Genomic DNA, 24,456 nt, shown 5'->3' with positions numbered 1-24,456 from the left:
CGCCTGCCGTCCGCCGCGCTCCCGCCTGGAAGGAACCGATTCATGGCCGGCATACCCGCCATCGCGCCCTATCCCCTGCCGACGAGGAGCAGCCTGCCCGAGAACACCGCCGACTGGACCTTGCGCCAGGAGCGCGCCGTGCTCGTCATCCACGACATGCAGCACTTCTTCCTGCGGCCGGTCCCCGAACCGCTGCGTTCCGAGGTGGTCCACAACGCGGCGCTGCTGCGCAAGCGGGCCGCGAGCCTCGGCGTACCGGTCGCGTACACCGCCCAGCCCGGCGGCATGACGGAGGAACAGCGCGGTCTGCTCCGGGATTTCTGGGGTCCCGGCATGCGCACCGCGCCCGACGACCGGGAGGTGGTGCCCGAACTCGCCCCCGACGAGAGGGACTGGACGCTGACCAAGTGGCGTTACAGCGCCTTCTTCCGCTCGGACCTGCTGGAGCGGATGCGCGCGGCGGGCCGCGACCAGCTGGTCATCTGCGGCGTCTACGCGCACGTCGGCATTCTGGCCACCGCGGTCGACGCGTTCACCCACGACATCCAGCCCTTCCTGGTGGCCGATGCGGTCGCCGACTTCAGCGCGGACGAGCACCGGCTCGCCGTCGACTACGTGGCACAGCGGTGCGGGATGTCCGTCCTCAGCGAGGAGGTGTTCGTGTGACCGGGCAGGCCCCCGCCGCCGGCCGTGACCTCCTGGACCGGGTCCTGGCCCTGGAGACGCCCTCCTTCGCGCTGCTGTACCGGCCGGAGAGCGGCACGCCGGGTGTCGTGGACGTCCTGGTGGGCGAGGTGACCCGGCCGGCCTCGCTGGCGCAGGTCCCGCTGCCCACGGGGCCCCTCGACGCCACGGGTGCGGTCCACGACGTCCTCGTCATGGTCCCGTACCGGCAGCTGGCCGAGCGCGGATTCGCCGCGCCCGACGACGGTGCTCCGCTGCTCGCCCTGTCGGTGACCGAGCAGTCGAGCCTGAGCCTGCCGGAGCTCATGCACCGCATCCCGGACTCCCCGATCACCCTGTCGGGACAGCACTTCGACGTCTCGGACGAGGAGTACGCCGAGACCGTCCGCCGGGTCGTCAGCGACGAGATCGGCACCGGCGAGGGCGCCAACTTCGTGATCAAGCGAACGCTGCTGGCCGACATCGGCGGATACACGCCGCACGCCGCGCTGTCGCTGTTCCGCCGGCTGATCGAGCGCGAGCAGGGCGCGTACTGGACGTTCGTCATCAGTGTCGGCGGTCGGACCTTCGTCGGCGCGACCCCCGAGCGGCACATCTCGGTGAACGACGGGACCGCGGTGATGAACCCCATCAGCGGCACCTACCGCTATCCCCAGGGCGGGCCGACACTGCGCGGCATCGCGCAGTTCCTGGAGGACCGCAAGGAGACCGACGAGCTCTACATGGTCCTCGACGAGGAGCTCAAGATGATGTCCCGGATCTGCGCGGCGGGTGGCCGCGTGGTCGGCCCCTTCCTCAAGGAGATGGCGCAGCTCGCCCACACCGAGTACTTCATCGAGGGGCGGACCGGCCGCGACGTGCGGGAGATCCTGCACGAGACGCTGTTCGCCCCGACCGTCACCGGAAGTCCGCTGGAGAGTGCGGCGCGGGTCATCGACCGCTACGAGCCTCAGGGCCGGCGCTACTACAGCGGGATCGCCGCCCTGATCGGCCGGGACGCTTCGGGCGAGCGCACCCTCGACTCGGCCATCCTGATCCGGACGGCCGACATCGACGAGGCCGGCCGGGTGCGGATCGCCGTCGGCGCCACGCTCGTACGTCATTCGGACCCCGTCTCGGAGGCCGCGGAGACCCGGGCCAAGGCAGCGGCCCTGCTCAGTGCGCTGGAGGCGGGCGGGAAGCGGAGCTTCGGAGCGCACCCCGAGGTCCGGACGGCCCTTCGGCGCCGCAATGCGGGGATCGCGGACTTCTGGCTGAAGGAGCGCACCGCGGACCAGTCGGCGGTGGCCGGGCTGACCGGGCTGAAGGTGCTGATCGTCGACGCGGAGGACACCTTCACCGCGATGATCGTCCAGCAACTCGGCGCGATCGGCCTGGCCGCGGAGGTACGCCGCTTCGACGAGCCCTATGACTTCGACGGTTTCGACCTGGTGGTCATGGGGCCCGGTCCGGGCGATCCCCGCGCGGCCGGTGACCCGAAGATCGCCTCCATGAACGCGGCGATGGACACCCTGCTCGCCGGCCACATCCCCTTCCTCGCGGTCTGCCTGAGCCACCAACTGCTCAGCATGCGGCTCGGGTTGGATCTGGTGCGGCTGCCGCAGCCCAACCAGGGCGTGCAGCGCGAGATCAGTCTCTTCGGGACGCGCGAGCGGGTCGGCTTCTACAACACCTACGCGGCGGTCAGCGCGGAGGACAAGCACGAGGTGCCGGGCATCGGCCTGGTGGAGGTGAGCCGGGACCGTGAGAGCGGGGTGGTGGACGCGCTGCGGGGACCCCGCTTCGCCTCGATGCAGTTCCACGCCGAATCGGTGCTCACCGTCGACGGCCCGCGGCTGATCGCCGAGGCGGTCCTGGGGGTGCTGGGCCGGTGAGGGTCGACATCTCCTGGTGGGACCTGGACGGCTCGTCCCAGACCATCGACTCCCTCCGGGAGCACCTGCGGGACGGCGCGGTCGACACCTGGGCCGAAGTCCCCGGGCTGCAGCTGAAGTTCTGGATAGCCGATCGCGAACGCAACCGCTGGGGCGCCGTCATGGTGTGGGAGACGGACCGGCCCGCCGGCGAGGAGCTGCCGCCCAACCGGGCGGCCGAGCTGATCGGCCGTCCGCCCGGCCACCGCATGCACTTCGAGGCCGAGGCCGTGGCCGAGGGGGCGCACGCGCTCTCCGCCCTGCACGGTCTCGGCGCCGCACTCGCCGACTGAGGTATTCCACCGCATCACAGGGGGTAACGCTCATGCACGAATACATGGTTGTGGACGCCTTCGCCCGCAGACCGCTGGAAGGCAACCCGGTCGCCGTCGTCTTCGACGCGAGCGACCTGAGCGCGGAGCGGATGCAGCGCATCGCCCGCGAGATGAACCTGTCCGAGACCACCTTCGTACTGCCGCCCGAGCAGGGCGGTGACGCCCGGATCCGGATCTTCACTCCGGTGAACGAACTGCCCTTCGCCGGGCATCCGCTGCTGGGCACGGCCGTGGCGCTGAGCCAGACCATGAAGCAGGACCGGCTGCGGCTGGAGACGGCCATGGGCGTCATCCCCTTCGATGTCGAGGCCGTGGACGGCGACGCCGACGGCGTGGGAGGCGCGGCGTCCGTCCGCATGCGGCAGCCGATCCCCAGCTGGGAACCGTACGAGCACGCCGACGCACTCCTGGCGGCGCTCGGTCCGGACTCCTCGACGGTGCCGGTGGAGGCGTACCGCAACGGGCCCCGCCATGTGTTCGTGGGGCTGGAGAGCGTGCCCGCGCTCTCGGCCCTGCACCCGGACCACCGTGCGCTGTCCGCGTTCCCCGACATGGCGGCCATCTGCTTCGCGGGCGAAGGCCTGAACTGGCGCCTGCGGATGTTCTCCCCGGCCTACGGCGTGGTGGAGGACGCGGCCACCGGCTCCGCGGCCGGCCCGCTCGGCATCCACCTCGCCCGGCACGGACTCGCCGCTTACGGGCAGCCCCTGGAGATCCTCCAGGGAGTCGAAATGCGCCGCCCTTCGCTCATGCTCGCGACCGTCGACGGCGTCGGTGACGACGTGCGGACCGTATGGGTGGGCGGACACGGCATCACCGTCGCGCGCGGCACCCTCTACATCTAGGAAGACTCGTATGACGGCCAGCAAGTTCGAGAGCCTGACCGGGGAGACGGACCTCGACTTCCCCCAGTACGAAGACCCGCCGGTGGAGCCCATGGGGCTCGTCCAGAGCTGGCTGAAGACCGCCGTCGAGCGCGGAGTCCGCGAGCCGCGGGCCCTGGCGCTCGCCACCGCGGACGCGCGGGGGCGGACCTCCAGCCGCATCGTCGCCATCACCGAAGTGGCGGAGCGCGGGCTGGTGTTCACCACCCACAGCAGCAGCCGAAAGGCGAGCGACCTGGCCGCGCGCCCCTGGGCGTCCGGCCTGCTCTACTGGCGCGAGACCGGGCAGCAGATCATTCTCTCCGGCCCCGTGGCACAGCTCGGCGACGACGAGTCCGACGCGATCTGGAACGCCCGTCCCGTCCCTCTGCACGCCATGTCGACCGCGTCCCGGCAGAGCGAGCCGCTGCCCGACCCGGCGGCGCTGCGGGCCGAGTCCGAGCGCCTCGGCGCGACCGGAACCGCGCTGGCGCGGCCGGCCCGGTTCGTCGGGTACGTACTGCGCCCCGCCGAGGTGGAGTTCTGGTGCGCACGCTCCGACCGGCTGCACCACCGGCTCCGCTATGACCGGGACGGCGCCGGGTGGCGTACCTCCCGCCTCCAGCCCTGAGCCCGCCCCTGGCCGTGCCCGTGTGCTCCCGTCCCCTTCCCCATCCCTTCGATCACGTTCGGTGGACCAGATGACCGCAGCACTCGATCACGGCGAGCCCGGCGCCGTACCGGAGCGCACCTTCCCGTTGATCTTCGCCAGGCGGGTACCAGTCACGGCCGATTTCTACGAGAAGCTCGGCTTCACCCGGCACAGCCAGAACCCGCCCACCGGAGAGCCGACGTACGTCGGACTGCGCCGCGGGGCCGCGGAGATCGCCGTGGTCGACACCTCCTGGCCCGCGGCCCGGTACGGCGGGGCGGCCGGCCAGGGGCTGCGGTTCGAGATGTTCGTGCTCGTCCGCGATCTCGACACCACGCTCGAAAAGCTCGGCGCCGACGGCATACCCCTGCTGCGCGGACCCGTCGACATGCCTTGGGGCGAACGGATCGCCTACGTGGCCGATCCGGACGGCAACCCCGTCGCTCTGGCCGCCTCCACGCACACCGCGTGAGCGCGGCGGGCCGTCCGCCACTCCACCTCGCACTGGGACTTGGGAGATCATGACGCTCGACCTCACTCGGATTCTGGACCTGCCGTCAGACGTCCGGCCCGACCCGGACGAACTGGTCCGTGCCGCGATGGAGTGGCACTTCCACCCCGACACCGGCTCCCGCTTCTGGCTGGAGCGCGCCGAGACCCTCGGCTTCGACCCTCGGCGCGACGTCACGACCCATGCCGATCTCACGCTCTTCCCGAACGTCGCCGCCGAACTGCGTGACGTGCCCGCCGAGGACCTCATCCCCCGCGGCTATGGCAAGAACCCCGACGTGGTCGGCATCTTCGAGAGCGGCGGCACCACCGGCGCCCCCAAACGGGTCGTCCTGCTGCGCGACTGGCTCGACCGCATGCTGGAGTGGAGCAACGCACAGCTCGACGCCCACGGCTTCCGGCGCGGCGCGAACTGGCTGGGCACCGTCCCCTCCGGGCCGCACATCGTCGGCGAGTACTTCCGCCGCTCCGCCACCACGCACGGGGTCCACGGCTTCTCGGTCGACCTCGACCCGCGCTGGGTCAAGCGGGTCATCGCGGAGGGCCGGGCCGGCGAGGCCAACGCCTACGCCGAGCACGTCGTGGACCAGGCCGCCGAGTTGCTGCGCTCGCAGCGGATCGGCGTCCTGACCATCACTCCCCCGCTGCTGGAGCGGCTGGCCCGGCGCGAGGAACTGGTCGACCTGGTCAACAGCAAGGTGCACGCCATCCGCTGGGGCGGCACGCAGATGGACGCGGACTCCCGCTTCCTCTACAAGACCGAGGTCTTCCCCGACATCGTGCTGAGCGGCAACTACGGCAGCACGATGATCCTCGGCTTCGCCGGGGAGCGCCCAGGCCTCTCCGACACGGACCCCTGCGTGTTCGACCCGCTCAGTCCGTACGTGTCCTTCTCGGTGGTCGACCCGCAGAGCCTGAAGCCCGTCGGCTACGGCGAACGCGGCCGGGTCCTGGTGCACCACCTCAGCAAATCGTTCCTGCTGCCGAACAACCTCGAACGTGACCTGGCCACTCGGGTGGAGCCGCTCGACGGCGCCTTCGGGGACTCCGTCGCCGACATCGCGCCGGTCCTGCGGTTCGAGAACGAGCCTGTGATCGAAGGGGTCTACTGATGACGGGTGAGCATCCCGAGCCCGGCCTGATCGCCCTCGACGCGCTGGGAGCCAAGGGGGCCTTCCGGGCCCGCAACCGCCAGGCGATCACCGATGTGTCGGGCGCCGCCGTGGCTGAACTGAGCCTCGTACCGGCCGTGTTCGTCAACCGTACGATGACCGCGCTGCGCAAGGCGGCCGGCCGGCCGGTGGACGAGCGGATCGACGCCATCGCCCGCGCGGCCGAGATCTTCTCGGCCGGTACGGTGAACGGCCAGTCGGTCGGGGAGTACGAGCACGCGGTCAGCCGGGTCAGCGGGCTCCCCCTCACGGTGGTCCGCACGGCGACCAGGTCGATCGCGGTCCGGCTGAAGATGGCCCACTACAGCGTCCGGCAGGCGCAGCCCCGGGGCGCCGCGGACGACTGGCGCGACCCGCTCACCCGCACGGGACACGCCGTGTGGACGCGGCGAGGCAACGTCTTCGCCGTCCACGCCGCCGGCAACCACCCGGGGACCCACAGCCTGTGGCCCGAGGCGCTCGCCCTGGGCTACCGCGTCGCCGTCCGCCCGTCGCGCCGTGAGCCGTTCACCCCTCACCGCCTGATCACCGCCCTGCGGACGGCCGGGTTCGGGGACGACGAGGTGGCGCTGCTTCCCACCGACCACGAGCGCGCCGACGACATCCTGCGCGGCGCCGACCTCGGCATGGTCTACGGCGGCGCGGACGTGGTCCACAAGTACGCGACCGACCCGACCCTGCTGCTCCAGGGTCCGGGACGCTCGAAGATCCTGCTCACCGCCGACGTCGACTGGCGCGAGCACCTCGACACCATCGTCGCCTCGGTCAGCCACCACGGCGGCACCGGTTGTGTGAACACCACCACGGTCCTCGTCGAAGGCGACCCGGCACCGCTCTGCGCAGCACTCGCCGAGCGCCTGGCGGCACTGCCGAGTCTCCCGCCCGAGGACGAGAAGGCGGTGCTGCCGGTCCAGCCCGCCGCCGGCGCGCGGGCGATCGCGGCGTACCTCGGGCAGCGGGCGGAAGGCACCCGGCCTTGGCTCGGCAGCGCCGACGTCGTGGCCGACCTCGGCGACGGCAGTGCCGTACTGCGTCCCGCCGTCCACCAGGCCGACCGCTCCGACGCGCCGCAGTTGGGGATCGAGCTGCCGTTCCCGTGTGTCTGGGTCGCCCCCTGGACACCCGAGGACGGTCTGGCCCCGCTGCGGGACAGTCTCGTCCTCACCGTGATCACCCACCGGGACGAACTCGTCGACCGGCTCCTCGCGGAGCCGGGCATCAGCAACCTCTACGTGGGCGACCAGCCGACATACCAGATAGCGCCAGGGCTCCCTCATGACGGGTTCCTGGCCGAGTTCCTCATGCGCAGCAAGACAGTCATCAGGAACTGATGCGGTCTCCGCTCACGCCCCGTACCTCCTACCACCTTTGCGAAGGCGTCTTTCCGCCTGACCCCGAGAAGGGACATCCCACCATGCACGCAGTTTCTTACACGGCCCAGTGGATGGCAGCCGCCCGTGCGCTGGAATCGGAGCGGGAGGACGCGCTGTTCGTCGATCCGCTGGCGCGCGATCTGGCGGAGCCCAAGGGCTTCGAGCTGATCGACCGTTACGTGGGCGGCGGCTTGCTGCCGTTCATCTCCATCCGGACCCGCTTCCTGGACGACGCGATACGCGACCTGCTCGCGGACGGCAGCATCCAGCAGGTCGTCCTGATCGCCGCCGGCATGGACACCCGTGCCTTCCGGCTCACCTGGCCCAAGGGCACGGAGGTCTTCGAGGTCGACCACGGCCCGCTCATCGCGGAGAAGCGCCGTCGCCTGGACGCCCTGGGCGCCGAGGCCGCCACCGACCGTCGCGAGGTGTCCGCCGACCTCACCCAGGAGTGGCTGCCCGACCTGGAGAAGGCCGGCTTCGACCCCGCCCGCCCCACCCTGTGGATCGCCGAAGCCCTCACCTTCTTCCTGACCGAGGAGCAGGCCGCCGGCCTGCTGCGGCTCCTCGCCTCCGCCTCGGCGCCCGGCAGCCGGCTCGCCTTCGACATCCTCGGCAAGGCGCTGCTCCGCAGCCCCTTCTCCAAGCCGTTCCTCGACACCCTGGCCGCGGACGGCACGCCGTGGATCTTCGGCACCGACCAGCCGGAGGAGTTCCTCACCGCCAACGGCTGGAGCGTCACGGACCTCAAGGAGCCGGGCGAGCCCGGCGCCGGCGAAGGCCGCTGGCCCTACGAGGTCCAGCCCCGCGACCGCCGCCACGCCAACCGCCTGTGGCTGATCCGCGCGGAGCTCGCCGCCGGGTAACGACGCTCGGCGAACGCAGGACTGCCCAGTTGCACGGAAGCCGCCTTCCGGGCCGGGCGCACAGCCCGTCCCGGAAGGCGGCCAACCGCAGGTCAGACGCCCTTTGCCAGAGCCGCCCGCGCCGCCACAGCCGTGACCCCGGATGGTGTTCCAGTAGAGGGAGCGACGGCGCGGGGAGATACTTCAAGTGATTACCGTTTCGGCTTCCTCACGGTCGGGAGGACGGCATGCAGGGGTCTCTTGCCCGGGGCCCGGGCGTCCTTGCCGGGGCCATGCTGGCGTTGACCTGTTCCTGCGGCGGCCCCGCTGCCGTCTCCGCCGAAAGCGTACGGGGCCTGACTCCCCCGACCGTCATTCCGGTGGTCGCCTCGACCAACGTGTACGGGGACGTCGTCGAGCAGATCGGGGCCGACAAGGTCGATGTCGTCTCGATCATCAGCGACCCTTCGCAGGATCCGCACTCGTACGAAGCGAGCACACGCAACCAGCTGGAGCTGTCCAAGGCGAAGGTCGTCGTGGAGAACGGCGGCGGCTACGACGAGTTCATCAGCCGGATGCTCCGCAGCGCGAAGAACACATCAGCCGAAGTCATCGACGCCGTGGAGGTCTCAGGGAAGACCCCGAACGCGGCTGGGGAGTTCAACGAGCACGTCTGGTACGACTTCCCCACTATGGGCAAACTCGCCGACCGGATCGCGGACGCGCTGGTCAAGGCAGCGCCCGCCGGCTCCCGCACTTTCCGGGAGAACGCCGAGAAGTTCCAGGAAAAGCTGGCTTCGCTCCAGTCCAAGGCGGAGTTGGTCAAGGCGGACCACGCGGGCGCGGCGGTGGCGGTCACCGAGCCCGTTCCCCTGTACCTGATCGAGGCGAGCGGCCTGGTGAACAGGACTCCTGGCGACTTCAGTGAGGCCATCGAGGAGGGCGAAGAGGTCTCCCCCACGAGTCTGCGGGAGACGCTCGCGTTGTTCACCGGCCGAGGCGTCGAGGCGCTGGTGTACAACGGGCAGACCGCCGGTCCCCAGACGGAGAAGGTCAAGAAGGCCGCGGAGGACAACGGAATCCCCGTCGTGCCCGTGACCGAGACCCTTCCGCAGGGGGAGGATTACATCAGCTGGATGACGTCCAACGTCGATGCGATCAAGAGCGCTCTGGATCGGTGATGGACCGCCGTACGGAGGCCGTTGCGCCGCTCACCCGACCGGAAACGGGCGCCACCGACAGGGCCCGCGCCGCACCGGTGGTCAGCCTGCGAGGGGCGGCGCTGGCCTACGGCGACCGCGTACTGTGGCGCGATCTGGACCTCGACGTACGGCCCGGCGAATTCCTCGCCGTGCTCGGGCCGAACGGATCCGGCAAGACCAGCCTGCTGCGCGTGCTCCTGGGCCGGCAGCAGCTCACGGCGGGGACGGTGACGGTTCTCGGCCGCTCCCCCTGCCGTGGCGGGAGGAACATCGGCTACGTCCCGCAACAGAAGTACCTCCCCGCGCACACCATGTTGCGGGCCCGGGACCTCGTACGGCTCGGGATCGACGGGCACCGGTGGGGGCTGCCGCTCGCCCCCCGCACGGTCCGTCGCCGCGTCGACGAGATCCTGGAGTCCGTCGGAGCGATGCCCTACGCGGATGTCCCCGTCGGCCGGCTCTCCGGCGGGGAACAGCAGCGCGTCCGTATCGCGCAGGCGCTGGCCACCGATCCGCGGATCATGCTCTGTGACGAACCGTTGCTCTCCCTCGACCTGCAGCACCAGCGCACGGTCACCACCCTGGTGGACGGGCGGCGTCGCTCCGCCGACACCGCCGTCGTCTTCGTGACGCATGAGATCAATCCGGTCCTGGGGCTGGTGGACCGGGTCCTGTACCTGGCCCCGGGCGGATTCCGGGTAGGGCCGCCGGACGAGGTGATGACCACGTCCACCCTGTCGCGGCTGTACGGGACCCAGGTCGATGTGGTCCGTGTCAGAGGCCGCATCGTCGTCGCGGGGGCACCCGACGCCGCCACCGTGCACCACCATGCGACCGGGCCGAACGGGGGCCGAGGGCCATGACGGGACGCCGACCGCTCGTCGACGGGGAGGACAGCGGCTTCTGGCAGCAGATCTTCAATTTCGAGAACTACGGTGAGCTGCTCGCTCTTGTCCAGAACTCGGTGCTGGCGGGGGCTCTGCTCGGCTTGGTGGGCGGTTTGGTCGGAGTCTTTGTGATCATGCGTGACCTGCCGTTCGCGGTGCACGGGATCAGTGAGCTGTCCTTCGCCGGAGCCTCGGCGGCGCTGCTGCTCGGGGTCAACATCGTGCCCGGGTCGATCGTGGGTTCCCTCATGGCGGCCGCGGCCATCGGCGTACTGGGCGTGCGTGCCCGGGACCGTAATTCGATCATCGGTGTCATCATGCCGTTCGGCCTGGGGCTGGGCGTCCTCTTCCTCTCCCTCTACAAGGGGCGGGCGGCCAACAAGTTCGGGATCCTGACCGGCCAGATCATCGCCGTCGACACTCCGCAGATGGCGTGGCTCATCGGCACGTCCGCGGTCGTGCTGATCGCCGTCGCTGTCATCTGGCGGCCCCTGACGTTCGCGAGCGCCGATCCGGAGGTGGCTGAGGCCAGAGGCATTCCCGTCCGCTCGCTGTCTTTGGCATTCATGCTGGTGCTGGGCCTGGCGGTGGCCCTGTGCGTACAGATCGTCGGAGCGCTCCTGGTGCTCTCGCTCCTCGTCACTCCGGCGGCGGCGGCCGCGCGGCTCACGGCCTCCCCCGTGCTGCTGCCCGTGCTGAGTGTGCTCTTCGCGCTGGTCTCGATGGAGGGCGGGATCCTGCTCGCCCTCGGAAGCAGCATCCCGATCAGCCCCTACGTCACGACCATCTCGTTCCTGATCTACGTCGTCTGCCGGCTGACGGGCACCCAGCGTGCCGACCGCGCACCTCGCTCCGTGCCGTCAGCACCGGGGCGGCCCGCGGCGAGAGTCTGAATCGCCGCGCGCCGGCCTCCGCTCGACCCCGTGGTACCTCAGGTCCACACTGGAATGGAGGCCCGTCGCGCCCTCCCGGTGCGGACGGAAGGAGCTGCTCATGCACCCCCTCGCCATCGCCGGCGCGACAGCCGGCAAGCTGGCCCACTACGCGGTGTCCGGCGTGGTGGGCGGCCTGATCATCAAGAACCTCCCGGCCGCCAAGCCGGCCGCGCGCAAGGCACTCGTCGGTGGTCTCGCGGGCGGCATCGTCGCGAGCCGCTGGCTGGCCTCGGCCACCGAGGAAGCCCGGCTCAAGGCCGGCGACGTGCTCGCGGAGGCCCGCACTTCGCTCGGCGAGGAGGTCCCGCCGCCCTCCGCGGTCAACGTGGACCACGATCACGGTCACGAGCACTGATCATGTCGACCGTCCTCGTGCGCTCCGTGGCGGCGGGACGGGCCCGGCTGACCGTGCCGTGGCTGCGCGCCCGCCCGGGCTGCGCCGGACTGGTCGACGACCGGCTGACCGGCATCGGCGGCTTCCGGGCCCTGCGGATCTTCCCCCGGACCGGCAGCGTCGTGATCTGGATGGCGCCGGAACAGTTGGACGTCGAGCAACTGGTCGCCGCTCTCGAAGAGGCCCCGCCCGCTTCCGCCCCGGCGAAAGCCACCCGGTCCATGCCCGACTCCTCCACCGGTGAGGTCGCGCGGCTGGTGGTCGGCGGCGCCGTGCTCGCGCTCGTGGCCCTGCGCCGCCTGCTGGGGCGGCCGCGTCTCACCCTCGGCTCCTCGGGCTTCCTCGGCGTGGTCACGGTCTTCACCGGTCTGCCCTTCTTCCGGGGTGCTCTGCGCTCGCTGCGCGGCCGCAGCAGTCCCGGTACCGACACCTTGGTCACTGCGGCGACCGTCATCTCGCTGGTGCTTCGCGAGAACGTGGTCGCCCTGACCGTGCTGTGGCTGCTGAACATCGGCGAATTCCTCCAGACCCTCACCCTGCGCCGTACCCGCCGTGCCATCGAGGAGCTGCTCACCATCGGTGAGGAGCGCGTGTGGCTGGTACGCGAGGGAGTGGAGGTGGAGGTGGATCTGGAGACCGTGGAGCCCGGCGACGTGGTCGCCGTGTACGAGCACCACCGGATCCCGGTCGACGGACACGTGATGTACGGCGAGGCCCTCGTGGACCAGGCGGCCGTCACCGGCGAGGCCCTGCCCGTCTACGCCCGGGACGGTTCCCACGTCTACGCCGGCACGATCGTCACCTCCGGCTCGCTCACCGTCCGCGCGGACTCGGTCGGCAGGGACACCACCGTGGGCCGGATCATCAGCCGAGTCGAGGAGGCCCAGTCCGACCGGGCACCGATCCAGACCGTCGCCACCCGCTTCACCCAGCGCTTCGTCCCCGTCTCCTTCGCCCTGGCCGCACTGACCTACGTGGTCACCCGCGACGCGCGCCGCGCCATGACGATGCTGCTCATCGCCTGCCCCTGCGCTGCGGGCCTCGCCACCCCGACCGCCATCAGCGCCGCCATCGGCAACGGAGCCCGTCGCGGCACCCTCATCAAGGGCGGCACCCACCTGGAGGGCGTGGGCCGTGTCACCGCCGTCGTCTTCGACAAGACGGGCACCCTCACCTTCGGCAAGCCCCTGGTCACCAGTGTGGTCACTCTCAGCGACGCGTTCACCGCGGACGAGGTGCTCAGCCTGGCCGCCTCGGGGGAGCTGCACGCGCGTCACCCGCTCGCCCAAGCCATCGTCGCCCGCACCGAGGAACAGCACCTGCACGTCCCCATCCACCAGGCCTGCGAGGTCGTCCTCGGCATGGGCATGCGCGCCGAACTCGACGGCACCCGCCTGCTGGTCGGCAGCCCCGCCCTGCTGCGCCAGCATGGCGTCGGCCTCACCGCGGACGCACAGGGCTGGACCGAACGGCTGCGCAGCGGAGGCGAGACGGTCATCTGCCTGGCCCACGACGAGGACCTGATCGGCATGCTCGGGGTGTCCGACGCCGTACGCGCCGGGGCCGACACCGTCATCGAGCAGCTGCGCGACCTCGGAGTGGCCCGCGTGCTGCTGCTCACCGGCGACGCACCGGAGACCGCCCAGGTCGTCGCCGACGCGCTCGGCATCACCGAGGTGCACGCGCACGCCCTGCCCGAGGCCAAGCTCCAGCTGATCCGCGACCTCCAGGCCGAAGGCCACACGGTGGCGATGGTCGGCGACGGCACCAATGACGCCCCCGCCCTCGCACTGGCCGACGTAGGCATCACGATGGGCGAGCACTCCTCGCACGTGGCGCTGGAGACCGCCGACATCGCGCTTGCCGGCAACGACCTGCGCCAGGTGCCCGCCGTCGTCGAACTCAGCCGCCACACCTTGCGCGTCGTACGGCAGAACTACGGCCTCGCCATCGGCGTCAACCTGCTCGGCCTGGTGGCCGGCGCCGGTGGAACGATGAACCCGGTCCTCGCGGCCCTGCTCCACAACACCAGCAGCATCGCGGTCGTCGGCAACTCGGCCCGGCTCGTCAACCACACTCCCCATCTGCCGCGCGTGGGCGACGAGATGCTCAGGCGCGCACCGCTGGAGGAACGCCGGGTGCGTTGAGGCCCTCGTTGTCCGCGAGCTCCCCGCTCGGCTACTTGCGCCCGCTTAATGAAAACGATTATCGTCACGCTTGTTCGTGTTCGGACAATCCTTCTGATCTCTGTGGGGGCTCTTTTGCGTACCTTCAAGCGGGTACTGACGGTTACCGGCGTTGCCGCTGCGTCGCTGTCCATGGCCGGGCTCGCCTCGGCCGTCACCCCGGTGACCCTTTCCAAGGGCCACGTCGACGTACTCGACGTCGAGTACGCGAGTGGCGTCCTCGACCTGCACGTGCACGACGAGTCGGTCACTCCGGACGTCGAGTACAGCCCGGCCGATGTCGTCCTCCAGGCCCTGCCGGCCTCGGCGTACACGGTTCCGAGCGGTAGCTGCTACTCCTTCCTCGGTACGGCGGGCTCGACCGTCTACCGGCTGCCCGAGGTGCAGAACAGCAACCTGCTGTGGCCCGGCATCTCCGGTGAGCACCTGGCCACCGGCGTGTTCCAGAACGACCGGGTGCAGGCGCAGCTGGTGGCGGTCAGCGGCCCCGGCAAGTTCAGCGTCTACAAGAACGGGCTCTGCCCGGGCAGCACCAAGTCCTTCGACTCGGGTGACGGCATCTCCGCGGCCGACTCCAAGAACGTCGCGGCCGGGGAGCACTCGCACGCCAACTGGGCGTTCAGCGCCACCGGTACCTACACCCTGACGTTCAAGGTGACCGGCACCCTCACCAACGGGACCGTCGTGAACTCGGCCAACGTGAACTACACGTTCAAGGTCGGCGCCTGACCGTCCGCGTCCACCGGATCTCTCCCGGGGGCGTCGGCGAGCTGGCCACCGCCCCGCCGACGCCCCCGGGGTGTGCCCTGCGAAGGAGACCGCCCCATGCGGGCAGCCACTGCCACGCTCCCCACCCCCGTGCTCAGCTCCGGCCTCGGCCGGGGACTGGTCGCCGCCCTCGCGTTCGCCGTGCCGATGGCCCTGGCGGCCGATCCGGCGCTCGCGGCCGACGACGTCCCCCGCGAAGCGCCGCCCGGTGAGCGGGCGGTCCTCGACCACGGTCATCTGGACCTCGCCGCCCGCGTCGTCGACGGGCGGCTGAAGTTCAGCGTCAAGGACGGCTCGGTGCCCGGCTCCAAGGTCTGGCGCGAGCCGTCCGATCTGGTCCTGCACTTCGGCCCGGCCCACCGGTTCACCATCCCCACGCACGAGGAGATCGGCGGCAATCCGATCTACGACGTACTCGGGAAGCCGGGCGATGTCCTGTGGAAAGACGGCGAAGGCAACGACAGCACCACGATGCTGTGGCCGGGCTGGAGCACCGAGACACTGGACGCCGATGACCTGACCGGCCCGGTGACGGTCACCCTGGCCAAGGCCGAGGGGCCCGGCCGGTTCGTCCACGCCCAGTGGGCGGACGACCCGGAGTGGGGCATGAAGTTCCGCCTCGACTACGACACCGCTGACGGGCTGCCGGACGCGGTGGAGCTCCCGTTCAACACACACGCGCATCCGCTCTGGTACTTCGACACCGAGGGCGTCTACCGGATCACCTTGCGGATGAGCGCCACCCTGCCGTCCGGTGAACAGGTATCCGACGAGGACACCTTCGCGGTGGCGGTGGGAAACGTCGATCCCTCGACCGTGGAACCCGGTGACGGCAAGCCCGACGAACCGTCACCGACCCCGACGCCCACGCCCACTCCCACGCGCACGCCCACGCCCACGCCGACCTCGACGCCGACCGGCTCGGCCAGTCCGTCCGCGACCGCGACGGCCGGCCCTACGCCGAGCATGATCCCCACGCCTTCGCCCGCGCCCACGCGCGGCACCACGGCTCCCCCGTCCGCGCCCTCGCCCTCGGTCCCCGTTGAGTCCGTGGCCACGGGCGGCTCAGCGCCGTTGCCTGCCCCGGCCGGCCCGCAGGCGCCGGCGGCGGCCGGCGGACTCGCCGCCACCGGCGCCGCGATCGCCCTGCCCGCCGGCCTGGCCGCCGGAGCGGTCGCCGCCGGCGGCGCAGCCGTATGGGTCGCCCGCAGAAAGCGGGCCGCGCGATGAGCCGTACACCCTTCCGCACCCCGATACGTGCCGCGGCGGCCCTGGCGGTGACCGTCGCGGCATCGGTGACCGGCTGCACCGCACCCCATCAGCACGGCGCGTCTGACAGCGCGTTGAAGGTGTCAGCCACCACCGCGATCCTCGCCGACCTGGTCCGCCAGGTCGGCGGGGACCGGGTGGACGTCACCTCCGTCGTCCCGCACCACGGCGACCCGCACTCCTACGAGCCGAGCCCCGGGGACGCCGCGAAGGTGGCGGCGGCCGATGTGGTGTTCAGCAACGGGCTTCTGCTCGAAGAGCCCGGCATTCTCAAGATGGTCCACTCCAACGCCCGCAAGGGCACGCCCAAGGTCGCGGTCGCCGAGCAACTGGAGCAGCACGGCGGCTCGGTGATCAAGCTGGAGGAGGACCTCGGACTCGATGTGCTGTGGCTCGGCTGGGCGGTCGAGGGAGAAGTGGCAGGCGATGGTTCTCACGTACGTACGACGGCGGTTGGTCTGGACGGTCCGGGAGATCTTCACGTCTATCTGACCGACACCCTCGGCACCCCCCAGACCTCCATCGACTCCACCGACGGCTTCGACACCAAGGACTCCTTCACTCTGCCGCCCGAGGCGCACACCCACGTCAACTGGGCCTTCAGCCGGCCCGGCACCTACCGCCTGACGGTCGAGGGCAAGACCGAGACCCTCGACGGACAGAGCACCCCGATCGGGCGCGGGACCATCACCTTCGCCGTCGGAGGTGCGCCCACGGCCGCGCCCGGCACCACCGTCCTGGATGCAGGGCACGCCGACGTCGCGATCGACACCGCCGCCAAGTCCGTGTACGTACGCTCCGACGATCCGGCGACGGGCAAACGCACCCGGCATGCCGCCGACCAGGTGCTGCTGTCCGTACCGGACGCGGCCAAGGAGCAGGTACCCCAGGAGGAGGCCTTCCGCTTCCTCGGCGCGCCCGGCACACCGTTGTGGGTGCTGCCGCAAGCCGTACTCGGCAAGCACGTGCACGGCGATCTCGACCCGCACGCCTGGGAGGACGTCGCCAACGCCCAGGCCTACGCCCGCAGGATCGCAGCCGAGCTGACCAAGGCCGACCCCGCGGGCAAGGCCACGTACGAACGCAATGCGGCGCGGTACCTCAAGCAACTCGACGAGCTGGACGACGAGGTGGCACGCCGACTCGCCACGATTCCGGCGGACGCCCGCAAGCTCATCACCACACACGACGCCTTCGGCTACCTCGCGCACGCCTACGGGCTGGAGGTCGCGGGCTTCGTCGTTCCCGTTCCGAGCCAGGAGCCGAGCGCGGCCGAGGTGGAGCGGCTCGGGAGGACCATCCGCGAGAAGCGCGTCCCCGCGGTGTTCGTCGAACCGAACCTCGCGGCCCGCGCGAACGTCCTGCGCCGGGTCGCCGCGGACGAAGGCGTCGCGGTCTGCACCCTCTACGGCGACTCCTTCGACGACCGGGTGCACGACTACGTCTCGATGATGCGCCACAACGCGGCCGAACTGGCCCGCTGCCTCGCAGGCACGAAGAAGTGAAAGGGAGGACCCCCGTGAGGGGCGGACACGCAGAACGCGGGAACAGGACCCTGGTCGCGGCGACCGGTGTCGTACTGGCGGTGACCTTGGCCGGGACGGCGGTCGCCGCCGGATCGGGCACGGAGCCGCCCGCGCCCACCACCGAAGCGCAGCAGCCGGCCGGACTCGCCCGGATGACGCTGGCCGACGGACGGCTCGGGCTGGGCGGGGATCCGGCGGGCAGGCCGACCACCGTGGTGGTCGACGACACCCGCCGCGCGGTGCTGCCGGAGGGGGGCGCGTACGCCTTCCTCGGCAAGCCCGGCGCCCAGGTCTGGGAGCTTCCGGAGGCCTGGGACACCCGCGGGGTGTCCGCCGGTGCGGTACGCGACGACCGGGTGCGGTGGTCGCTGACCGGCGTCGAGGGCCCGGGCGCACTGGCCGTGTACGAACGGGCCGAGAACGGGATGCCGACGGTCCGCTTCCACAGCGCAGACGGGCTCCCCGACGGATACGAGCTGCCCGTCGGCGGCAGCGGTCCGTTGCGCTGGGCCTTCACGGCGCCCGGCAGCTACACCGTGACGTTCACCGCGAAGGCCGAGGCCGCCGACTCGTCGGCTCTGGCGCCCGCCCACGTCTCGTACAACGTGCTCGTCGGCGACGCGGCGGCAGCCGCGGCGGCGCCCCCTCCGGCTGCCGCCTCCCCCGGGACTCCCGCCCCGGGTGCGGGGTCGGACGCGAACCGGCAGCCCGCGCGATCCCTGCGTGCGGACGCTGGTCCACTGGTTGCGGCGGCCCGGCCCGCGCAAGTGCCGGCGCAGCAGCCCGCCGGGCCGCCGGCGCAGCCTCAGCAGGGCAGCCGGACCGTCCTCGGCGAGGGTCATGTCGACCTCGCCGCACGGGTCTTGGACGGCCGGTTGCAGATGCACGTCAAGGACGGCACCGTCGCGGGCCGCACCGAGTGGCGCGAGCCCTCCTCGGTCGTGCTCCAGGTCAAGCCCGCGGCCAAGAAGCAGATCCCGGCGAACCCGGCCTTCTCCTTCCTGGGCAAGGCCGGGGACCCGGTCTGGCTGCTGGACCAGGTACAGCAGCCAGGTCTCCTGTGGCCGGGCTGGAGCACCGACAACATCGAGGCGGGCGCGACGCGGGGTGATCTGGAGTTCGCCCTCACCAAGGTCGAGGGGCCCGGGCAGGTGGTCCTCTACAACTTCGACGGGATGTCGGGCGCCGCCGTCCGCTTCAACAGCGGCGATGGACTCCCGGACGCCTTCCCCGTACCCCAGAACACCCATGCGCACGGCGGCTGGGCCTTCTCCAAGGAAGGCATCTACCACCTGACCCTGAAGATGAGCGGAACACTGGCCTCCGGTGCGCCCGTCAGCGACACCGAGACCGTCACCTTCGCCGTGGGGTCCGCGGACCCGAAGTCCGTACCGCCGGGAGGCGGGAGCGCCTCGGGTGGCTCGGCGAGCGCCGGCGGTGGGACCGGTGGCAGTGGGACAGGCGGCAGTGGGACAGGCGGCTCCACGGGTGGCTCGGCCACGGGCGGGAGCGCCACCGGCGGATCTGCGGGGGGCGGCTCGATGGCTGCCACCGGAGCGCCGGGCACAGCGGTCATCGGCGGTACGGCGGCTGCACTCGCGGCGCTCGGCGCGGCGGCTGTGTACGCGGCCCGGCGACGCAGGGCCGCGGCGGGGGCCCCGGCCGAAGCGGAAACGGAATCGGGGACCTGAGCGTGCTGAAGATCGACGACCTGTCGGTACGACTGGGCGGGCGGCCCGCGGTCGAGGATGCGAACCTCGCCGTGGCCGCCGGCGAACTGGTCGGACTGCTCGGCCCCAACGGAGCCGGCAAAACCACGCTGCTACGGGCGGTGCTGGGCCTGGTCCCCACCTCCGCCGGCGCGGTACACACAGCCGGCGCGACCGCCTACGTACCCCAACGGCACGAATTCGCCTGGGACTTCCCCATCGACGTCGCGGGCGCCGTACTCAGCGGCCGGGTCCGGACCATCGGCTGGCTGCGGCGCGCCGGGGCGGCCGACCGCGCGGCGGTTGACGAAGCGCTGGAGCGCACCGGGCTGGGTGCACTGCGCCGCCGCCCGATCGGGGAACTCTCCGGCGGTCAGCGACAGCGCGTCCTGGTGGCCCGCGCCCTGGCGGCGCAGCCACGGCTGTTGCTCCTCGACGAGCCCTTCACCGGGGTCGACGTCCCCACCCAGGAACTGCTCAACGGACTGTTCGGCGAACTTGCCGCAGAGGGACGCGCCTTGCTGATGACCACGCACGATCTGGCGGCCGCGGCCCGCACCTGCACCAGAGTGGTACTGCTGAACCGCACGGTGGTCGATGAGGGCGGCCCGGAGCTGCTGTCCGATCCCGCGCGCATGCTCCGGGCCTTCGGCCTGGACAAGGCGGCCGAGGTGGTCGCACCGTGAGCGCTCTGCTGGCCTTCTTCACCGATCCCTGGCATCTGCCCTTCATGCAGCGGGCGTTCCTCGTCTCCGGCATCGTCGGCCTGGTGTGCGGGGTGATCGGCGTCTACGTCGTCCTGCGCGGCATGGCCTTCATCGGCGACGCGGTCGCCCACTCGGCCTTCCCCGGTGTGGCCCTCGCCTACACCTTCGAGGGGAATCTCCTTCTCGGCGGGGCGGCCGCCGGCATCACCACCGCCGCGCTGATCGCACTGGTCTCGCAGAACCGTCGGCTCAAGGAGGACACCGTCATCGGTGTCTTCTTCGCCTTCGCCTTCGGGCTCGGCATCGTCCTGGTCTCGACGCGCGACAGCTGGACCACCGACCTGGCCTCCTTCTTGTTCGGGCAGGTGCTCGCGGTGAGCGCCGAGGACGTGGCGGTCGTCGCCGTGACGGGCACCGTGCTGGTTGCCGTTGTCCTGGCCCTGCGCAAGGAACTGGTCGCGGTGTGCCTGGACCGGGAGACCGCCCGGGCCGCCGGACTTCCGGTGCTCCGCCTCGACCTGACGCTGTACTTGGTGGTGACGGGCGCCATCGTGATGTCGCTGGAGGCGGTGGGCAACGTACTCGTCCTGGCCCTGCTGATCACCCCGGCGGCCACGGCCCGGCTGCTGACCGAGCGGCTGGGCCCGATGACGCTGCTGGCCTCGGCCTTCGGCTGCGCGGGGTCGCTGGCCGGGTTGTACGTGTCGTACGCCTATGACCTCGCGGCGGGCGGTTCCGTCGTGGTGGTCCTGACGGCGCTCTTCGCCGTCGTCTGGTGCCTGGCACCCCGCCACGGCCTACTCGCCCGGACCCGCTCCCGTGGTCGTTCAGGAGCGGGTCCGGCAGCCGCCTGAACCCAGCACGACAAACGTGCGTCAACATATCGCCCTTAACGCGCACACCGCACGTCATGCACACGCCCTAAACCGCAGGTCAGACGCCCTTTGCCATCGGCTCAAGGATCGCGACGCACTCGACATGATGGGTCATCGGGAACAGATCGAAGACGCGCAGGGTGCGGACCTTGTAGCCGTTTTCCTTGAAGTAGCCCAGGTCGCGGGCCAGGGCCGCCGGGTCGCAGGCGACGTAGGCGATGCGGCGGGCCGAGAGGCCGGCGATGTGGCGGACCGTCTGCTTGCCGGCGCCGGCGCGCGGGGGGTCGAGGACGACCAGGTCGCACTCGGTGATCCCGGTCTTCGGCAGGACCGCCTCGACCTTGCCCTGCTCGATCCGGACCCGGGGGAACTCCTCCAGGTTGTGCCGGGCGTCCTCCACCGCGCGCTTCGTGGACTCGATGCCGAGCACCGCGCCCGTGTCACCCAGCCGCTCCGCCAGCGCGCCCGCGAAGATGCCGACGCCGCAGTAGAGGTCGAGGGCCATCTCGCCCTTGCGCGGCATCAGGCCCTGCATGACGGCCTTGATCAGGGTGTCGGCGGCCTGCGGGTGGACCTGCCAGAAGCCGCCCATGCCCACACGGTACGTACGGCCGTCCGCGCGCTCGCGGACGAAGGGGCGGCCGTGGACGCGGTGGACTCCGCCGTCCTTCTCCTCGACGCGCAGGACGGAGACCGGCTTGTCCAGCTCGACCAGGGGCAGGCGGCCGCCGGGGCGCGGGGTCAGGACGACCTGGCGGTCGTTCGAGCCGGAGGCCGCGATGGCCTCGACGGTGGCCATCTGGGGCCAGTCCTGCTTCTCGATGCCCAGTTCGCTGACGCCCGGCGCCGCGATCATGCAGTGGTCGATCAGCTGGATGTCGTGCGAGCGGTGCTTGCGCAGGCCCACCCGGCCGTCGTCGTCGATCGCGTACTGCACGCGGGTGCGCCACTGCGGCACCTGCCCGGCCGGTAGCTTGTCGCCCTCGGCCGGCATGACGGTGCCGTCCCAGCCGGCCTCCTCCGGGGTGAGTCCGGCGAGCCGCTTCAGCTGCTCGGCGACGACCTCGCCCTTGAGCCGGCGCTGGGCGCCCGGCTTGGCGTGCTGCCAGTCGCAGCCGCCGCACTTGCCGGGGCCGGCGTACGGGCACGGCGCCTCGACGCGGTCCTTGGAGGCCTCCAGCACGGTGATCGCGTCGGCGCGCAGGAAGCGGGAGTCCACATCGCCCTCGGTGACCTTGGCGACGATCTTCTCGCCGGGCAGGGTGTGGCGGACGAACAGAACCCGGCCCTCGGCGGTCCGGGCGATGCAGTGCCCGCCGTGTGCGACGGGGCCGACCTCGACCTCGTACTCCTCCCCGACCAGTGACTGCTTCTCGTTCTGCTCGGCGCTCGTCATGGTGGGGAGACTCCAAAAAACTGAAAAAGGGGAACGGCCGGACGACCGACCCACCAGTTTACGTGGATCTCGTCCGGCCGTTCACCAACCAGGTCAGGGCTTCGGCGACGGTTCCTTCGGCCGCGCGGTGTCCACCGGTCCGCGGCGCACCGCGCCCGGGGCGTTCCACTCCTGCCGCTTCTTCGCCCGCCGCTTCGCGAGCTCCGAGGACTCCAGCTGGTACGGCACCGAGGTGACCATCACACCGGGAGTGAAGAGCAGCCGGCCCTTGAGCCGCAGCGCGCTCTGGTTGTGCAGCAGGTGCTCGTACCAGCGGCCGACGACGTACTCCGGGATGTACACGCTGACCGCGTCGCGCGGGTTCTCGCTGCGCAGCCCCTTCACGTACTCCACCACCGGCCGGGTGATCTCGCGGTACGGGGAGTCGAGGATCTTCAGCGGCACGTTGATCCCGCGCCGGTCCCACTCCGCCCTGAGGGCCCTGGTCTCGTCCTCGTCCACGTTGACGCTGAGCGCTTCGAGCTGGTTGGAGTGCAGCAGCTTTGCGTAGGCGAGGGCGCGCAGGGTGGGCTTGTGGAGCTTGGAGACCAGGACGACGGAGTGCACCCGCGAGGGCCGCACGTACTCGTCGGGGCGCTCCTCGGCGGCGGCGATCTCCATGGCGACCCGGTCGTAGTGCTTCCGGATCGCTGTCATCGTGCCGTAGAAGATCACCATGCCCAGCAGGGCGACCCAGGCGCCGTGGGTGAACTTGGTGGCGAGGACGACGACCAGCACCAGGCCGGTGAAGAAAGCGCCGAAGGTGTTGATCGCGCGGGAGCGGAACATGTGGCGGCGCTTGGCGGGGTCCGTCTCGCTCTTCAGGTGGCGGTTCCAGTGCCGGACCATGCCGGTCTGGCTGAGCGTGAAGGAGACGAAGACGCCGACGATGTAGAGCTGGATCAGCTTCGTCGAGTCGGCCCCGTAGAGCCAGGTGAGCAGCATGGCGGCGCCCGCGAGCAGCACGATGCCGTTGGAGAAGGCGAGCCGGTCGCCGCGGGTGTGCAGCTGGCGCGGCAGGTAGCGGTCCTGGGCGAGGATCGAGCCGAGCAGCGGGAAGCCGTTGTACGCGGTGTTCGCCGCGAGGAACAGCACGAGTGCGGTGGCCGCGGCGAGCAGGACGAAGAGGAACGAGCCGTCGCCGAAGACCGCCTCGGCGACCTGCGAGATCACCGGGTTCTGGACGTATTCGGAGCCGACTGCCTGACCGTCCTGGAGCAGGTCCGTCGCGGGGTTCTCGGCCATCTTGACGTCGGTGGCCATGGCCAGGCCGATGATTCCGCAGAACATGGTGACGGCCAGGCCGCCCATCAGGGCCAGAGTGGTCGCCGCGTTCTTGCTCTTGGGCTTGCGGAAGGCGGGCACGCCATTGCTGATCGCCTCGACGCCGGTGAGGGCGGCGCAGCCGGAGGAGAAGGCCCGCAGCAGCAGGAAGACCAGGGCGAGCCCGGCCAGTCCCTGGTGTTCCGCCTTGATCTCGAAATCGGCGGTCGGGGCCTTCATGGGCTGGTCGAGGACGAAGCCGCGCCAGGCACCCCACGCGATCATGATGAATACGCCCGCGACGAAGACATAGGTCGGAATCGCGAAGAGCTTGCCGGATTCCTTCATGCCGCGCAGATTCATCAGCGTGAGCAGCAGGATCATCCCGATGGCGCAGAGCACCTTGTGCTCGACGACGAACGGGACGGCCGAGCCCAGGTTCTCGACGCCGGAGGCGATCGAGACGGCGACGGTCAGGACGTAGTCGACGAGCAGGGCGCTCGCCACGGTGAGACCGGCCTTGGGCCCGAGGTTGGTGTTGGCGACCTCGTAGTCACCGCCGCCGCTGGGGTAGGCGCGGACGTTCTGCCGGTAGGAGGCGACCACGGTGAACATCAGCACGACGACCGCCGCGGCGATCCACGGGCTGAACCGGTACGCCGACACGCCCGCGATCGACAGGACCAGCAGAACCTCGCCCGGGGCATATGCCACCGAGGAGAGCGGGTCGGACGCGAAGACAGGAAGGGCGATCCGCTTGGGGAGGAGTGTTTCTCCGAGGCGGTCGCTGCGGAGCGCCCGGCCGATCAGGATCCGTTTGGGCACGTCGGTCAGTTTGGACACGCAGAGGATCGTAAGCGTTCGAAATGCGCCTGACGAACCCGCGCCCCTTGATAACGGCAATACGCGGCCCGTACGTCGTCCATACGCCACCTATATGCCGCCGACTACGC

22 protein-coding genes are annotated in these 24,456 nt (G+C 70.9%); 20 read left to right on the top strand and 2 right to left on the bottom strand.

Annotation, left to right across the window (positions count from 1 at the left end; genetic code table 11):
- Positions 1-42: 42 nt before the first annotated feature.
- From MTF65_RS24365 to MTF65_RS24270, 20 genes are all read left to right on the top strand, one after another.
- Positions 43-666, top strand: coding sequence for an isochorismatase family protein (locus tag MTF65_RS24365; RefSeq protein ID WP_243631067.1), 624 nt, complete (start codon positions 43-45; stop codon positions 664-666).
- Positions 663-2,558, top strand: coding sequence for an anthranilate synthase family protein (locus MTF65_RS24360; protein ID WP_243631066.1), 1,896 nt, complete (start codon positions 663-665; stop codon positions 2,556-2,558). The genes MTF65_RS24365 and MTF65_RS24360 overlap by 4 nt, the downstream gene beginning before the upstream one ends.
- On the top strand, positions 2,555-2,890 hold the full coding sequence (locus tag MTF65_RS24355; RefSeq protein WP_243631065.1) for a hypothetical protein: 336 nt from the start codon (positions 2,555-2,557) through the stop codon (positions 2,888-2,890). Before MTF65_RS24360 ends, MTF65_RS24355 begins: the two co-directional genes overlap by 4 nt.
- Before the next feature lie 32 nt (positions 2,891-2,922).
- Positions 2,923-3,777, top strand: a complete 855-nt coding sequence (locus MTF65_RS24350) for a PhzF family phenazine biosynthesis protein (protein WP_243631064.1) — start codon at positions 2,923-2,925, stop codon at positions 3,775-3,777.
- Positions 3,778-3,787: 10 nt separating this feature from the next.
- Entirely contained in the window at positions 3,788-4,426 is a 639-nt protein-coding gene (gene phzG / locus MTF65_RS24345) for a phenazine biosynthesis FMN-dependent oxidase PhzG (RefSeq protein WP_243631063.1), read from the top strand.
- 70 nt (positions 4,427-4,496) lie between these two features.
- Positions 4,497-4,919 carry a VOC family protein gene (locus MTF65_RS24340; protein WP_243631062.1) on the top strand — a complete coding sequence of 141 codons (423 nt, stop codon included), beginning with the start codon at positions 4,497-4,499 and terminating at the stop codon, positions 4,917-4,919.
- Between the two features lie 49 nt (positions 4,920-4,968).
- The gene (locus MTF65_RS24335) at positions 4,969-6,069 is read left to right on the top strand and encodes a phenazine antibiotic biosynthesis protein (protein ID WP_243631061.1); all 1,101 of its coding nucleotides are present in this window, start codon (positions 4,969-4,971) and stop codon (positions 6,067-6,069) included.
- On the top strand, positions 6,069-7,460 hold the full coding sequence (locus MTF65_RS24330; RefSeq protein WP_243631060.1) for an aldehyde dehydrogenase family protein: 1,392 nt from the start codon (positions 6,069-6,071) through the stop codon (positions 7,458-7,460). The genes MTF65_RS24335 and MTF65_RS24330 overlap by 1 nt, the downstream gene beginning before the upstream one ends.
- Positions 7,461-7,543: 83 nt before the next feature.
- Positions 7,544-8,368 carry an SAM-dependent methyltransferase gene (locus MTF65_RS24325; RefSeq protein ID WP_243631059.1) on the top strand — a complete coding sequence of 275 codons (825 nt, stop codon included), beginning with the start codon at positions 7,544-7,546 and terminating at the stop codon, positions 8,366-8,368.
- Between the two features lie 227 nt (positions 8,369-8,595).
- Positions 8,596-9,528: a metal ABC transporter solute-binding protein, Zn/Mn family gene (locus tag MTF65_RS24320; protein ID WP_243631058.1), complete on the top strand. Its 933-nt coding sequence runs from the start codon at positions 8,596-8,598 to the stop codon at positions 9,526-9,528.
- Positions 9,528-10,412 carry a metal ABC transporter ATP-binding protein gene (locus MTF65_RS24315; protein ID WP_243631057.1) on the top strand — a complete coding sequence of 295 codons (885 nt, stop codon included), beginning with the start codon at positions 9,528-9,530 and terminating at the stop codon, positions 10,410-10,412. The genes MTF65_RS24320 and MTF65_RS24315 overlap by 1 nt, the downstream gene beginning before the upstream one ends.
- Entirely contained in the window at positions 10,409-11,329 is a 921-nt protein-coding gene (locus tag MTF65_RS24310; RefSeq protein WP_243631056.1) for a metal ABC transporter permease, read from the top strand. Before MTF65_RS24315 ends, MTF65_RS24310 begins: the two co-directional genes overlap by 4 nt.
- 100 nt (positions 11,330-11,429) lie before the next feature.
- On the top strand, positions 11,430-11,726 hold the full coding sequence (locus tag MTF65_RS24305) for a DUF1490 family protein (protein ID WP_243631055.1): 297 nt from the start codon (positions 11,430-11,432) through the stop codon (positions 11,724-11,726).
- A 2-nt stretch (positions 11,727-11,728) separates the two neighbouring features.
- On the top strand, positions 11,729-13,912 hold the full coding sequence (locus MTF65_RS24300) for a cation-translocating P-type ATPase (protein ID WP_243631054.1): 2,184 nt from the start codon (positions 11,729-11,731) through the stop codon (positions 13,910-13,912).
- A gap of 114 nt (positions 13,913-14,026) precedes the next feature.
- Positions 14,027-14,680 carry a choice-of-anchor M domain-containing protein gene (locus tag MTF65_RS24295; RefSeq protein ID WP_243631053.1) on the top strand — a complete coding sequence of 218 codons (654 nt, stop codon included), beginning with the start codon at positions 14,027-14,029 and terminating at the stop codon, positions 14,678-14,680.
- Between the two features lie 96 nt (positions 14,681-14,776).
- Positions 14,777-15,949 (top strand): choice-of-anchor M domain-containing protein, encoded by a 1,173-nt coding sequence (locus tag MTF65_RS24290; protein ID WP_243631052.1) that lies wholly within the window; start codon positions 14,777-14,779, stop codon positions 15,947-15,949.
- Positions 15,946-17,493: an anchored repeat ABC transporter, substrate-binding protein gene (locus tag MTF65_RS24285; RefSeq protein WP_243631051.1), complete on the top strand. Its 1,548-nt coding sequence runs from the start codon at positions 15,946-15,948 to the stop codon at positions 17,491-17,493. Before MTF65_RS24290 ends, MTF65_RS24285 begins: the two co-directional genes overlap by 4 nt.
- Positions 17,494-17,507: 14 nt before the next feature.
- Entirely contained in the window at positions 17,508-19,205 is a 1,698-nt protein-coding gene (locus tag MTF65_RS24280; protein WP_243631050.1) for a TIGR03773 family transporter-associated surface protein, read from the top strand.
- A gap of 2 nt (positions 19,206-19,207) precedes the next feature.
- Positions 19,208-19,909 (top strand): anchored repeat-type ABC transporter ATP-binding subunit, encoded by a 702-nt coding sequence (locus MTF65_RS24275; RefSeq protein ID WP_243631049.1) that lies wholly within the window; start codon positions 19,208-19,210, stop codon positions 19,907-19,909.
- Positions 19,906-20,784 carry an anchored repeat-type ABC transporter permease subunit gene (locus MTF65_RS24270; protein ID WP_243631048.1) on the top strand — a complete coding sequence of 293 codons (879 nt, stop codon included), beginning with the start codon at positions 19,906-19,908 and terminating at the stop codon, positions 20,782-20,784. Before MTF65_RS24275 ends, MTF65_RS24270 begins: the two co-directional genes overlap by 4 nt.
- 79 nt (positions 20,785-20,863) lie before the next feature.
- Here the strand turns inward: MTF65_RS24270 and MTF65_RS24265 are convergent, their stop codons facing one another.
- Positions 20,864-22,201, bottom strand: a complete 1,338-nt coding sequence (locus MTF65_RS24265) for a class I SAM-dependent RNA methyltransferase (protein ID WP_243631047.1) — start codon at positions 22,199-22,201, stop codon at positions 20,864-20,866.
- Between the two features lie 93 nt (positions 22,202-22,294).
- On the bottom strand, positions 22,295-24,346 hold the full coding sequence (locus MTF65_RS24260; RefSeq protein WP_243631046.1) for an APC family permease: 2,052 nt from the start codon (positions 24,344-24,346) through the stop codon (positions 22,295-22,297).
- Positions 24,347-24,456 lie beyond the last annotated feature (110 nt).

It is taken from the genome of Streptomyces sp. APSN-46.1 (assembly GCF_022815725.1).
GTDB lineage: Bacteria > Actinomycetota > Actinomycetes > Streptomycetales > Streptomycetaceae > Streptomyces.
This window is presented reverse-complemented; position numbering and strand designations above follow the sequence as displayed.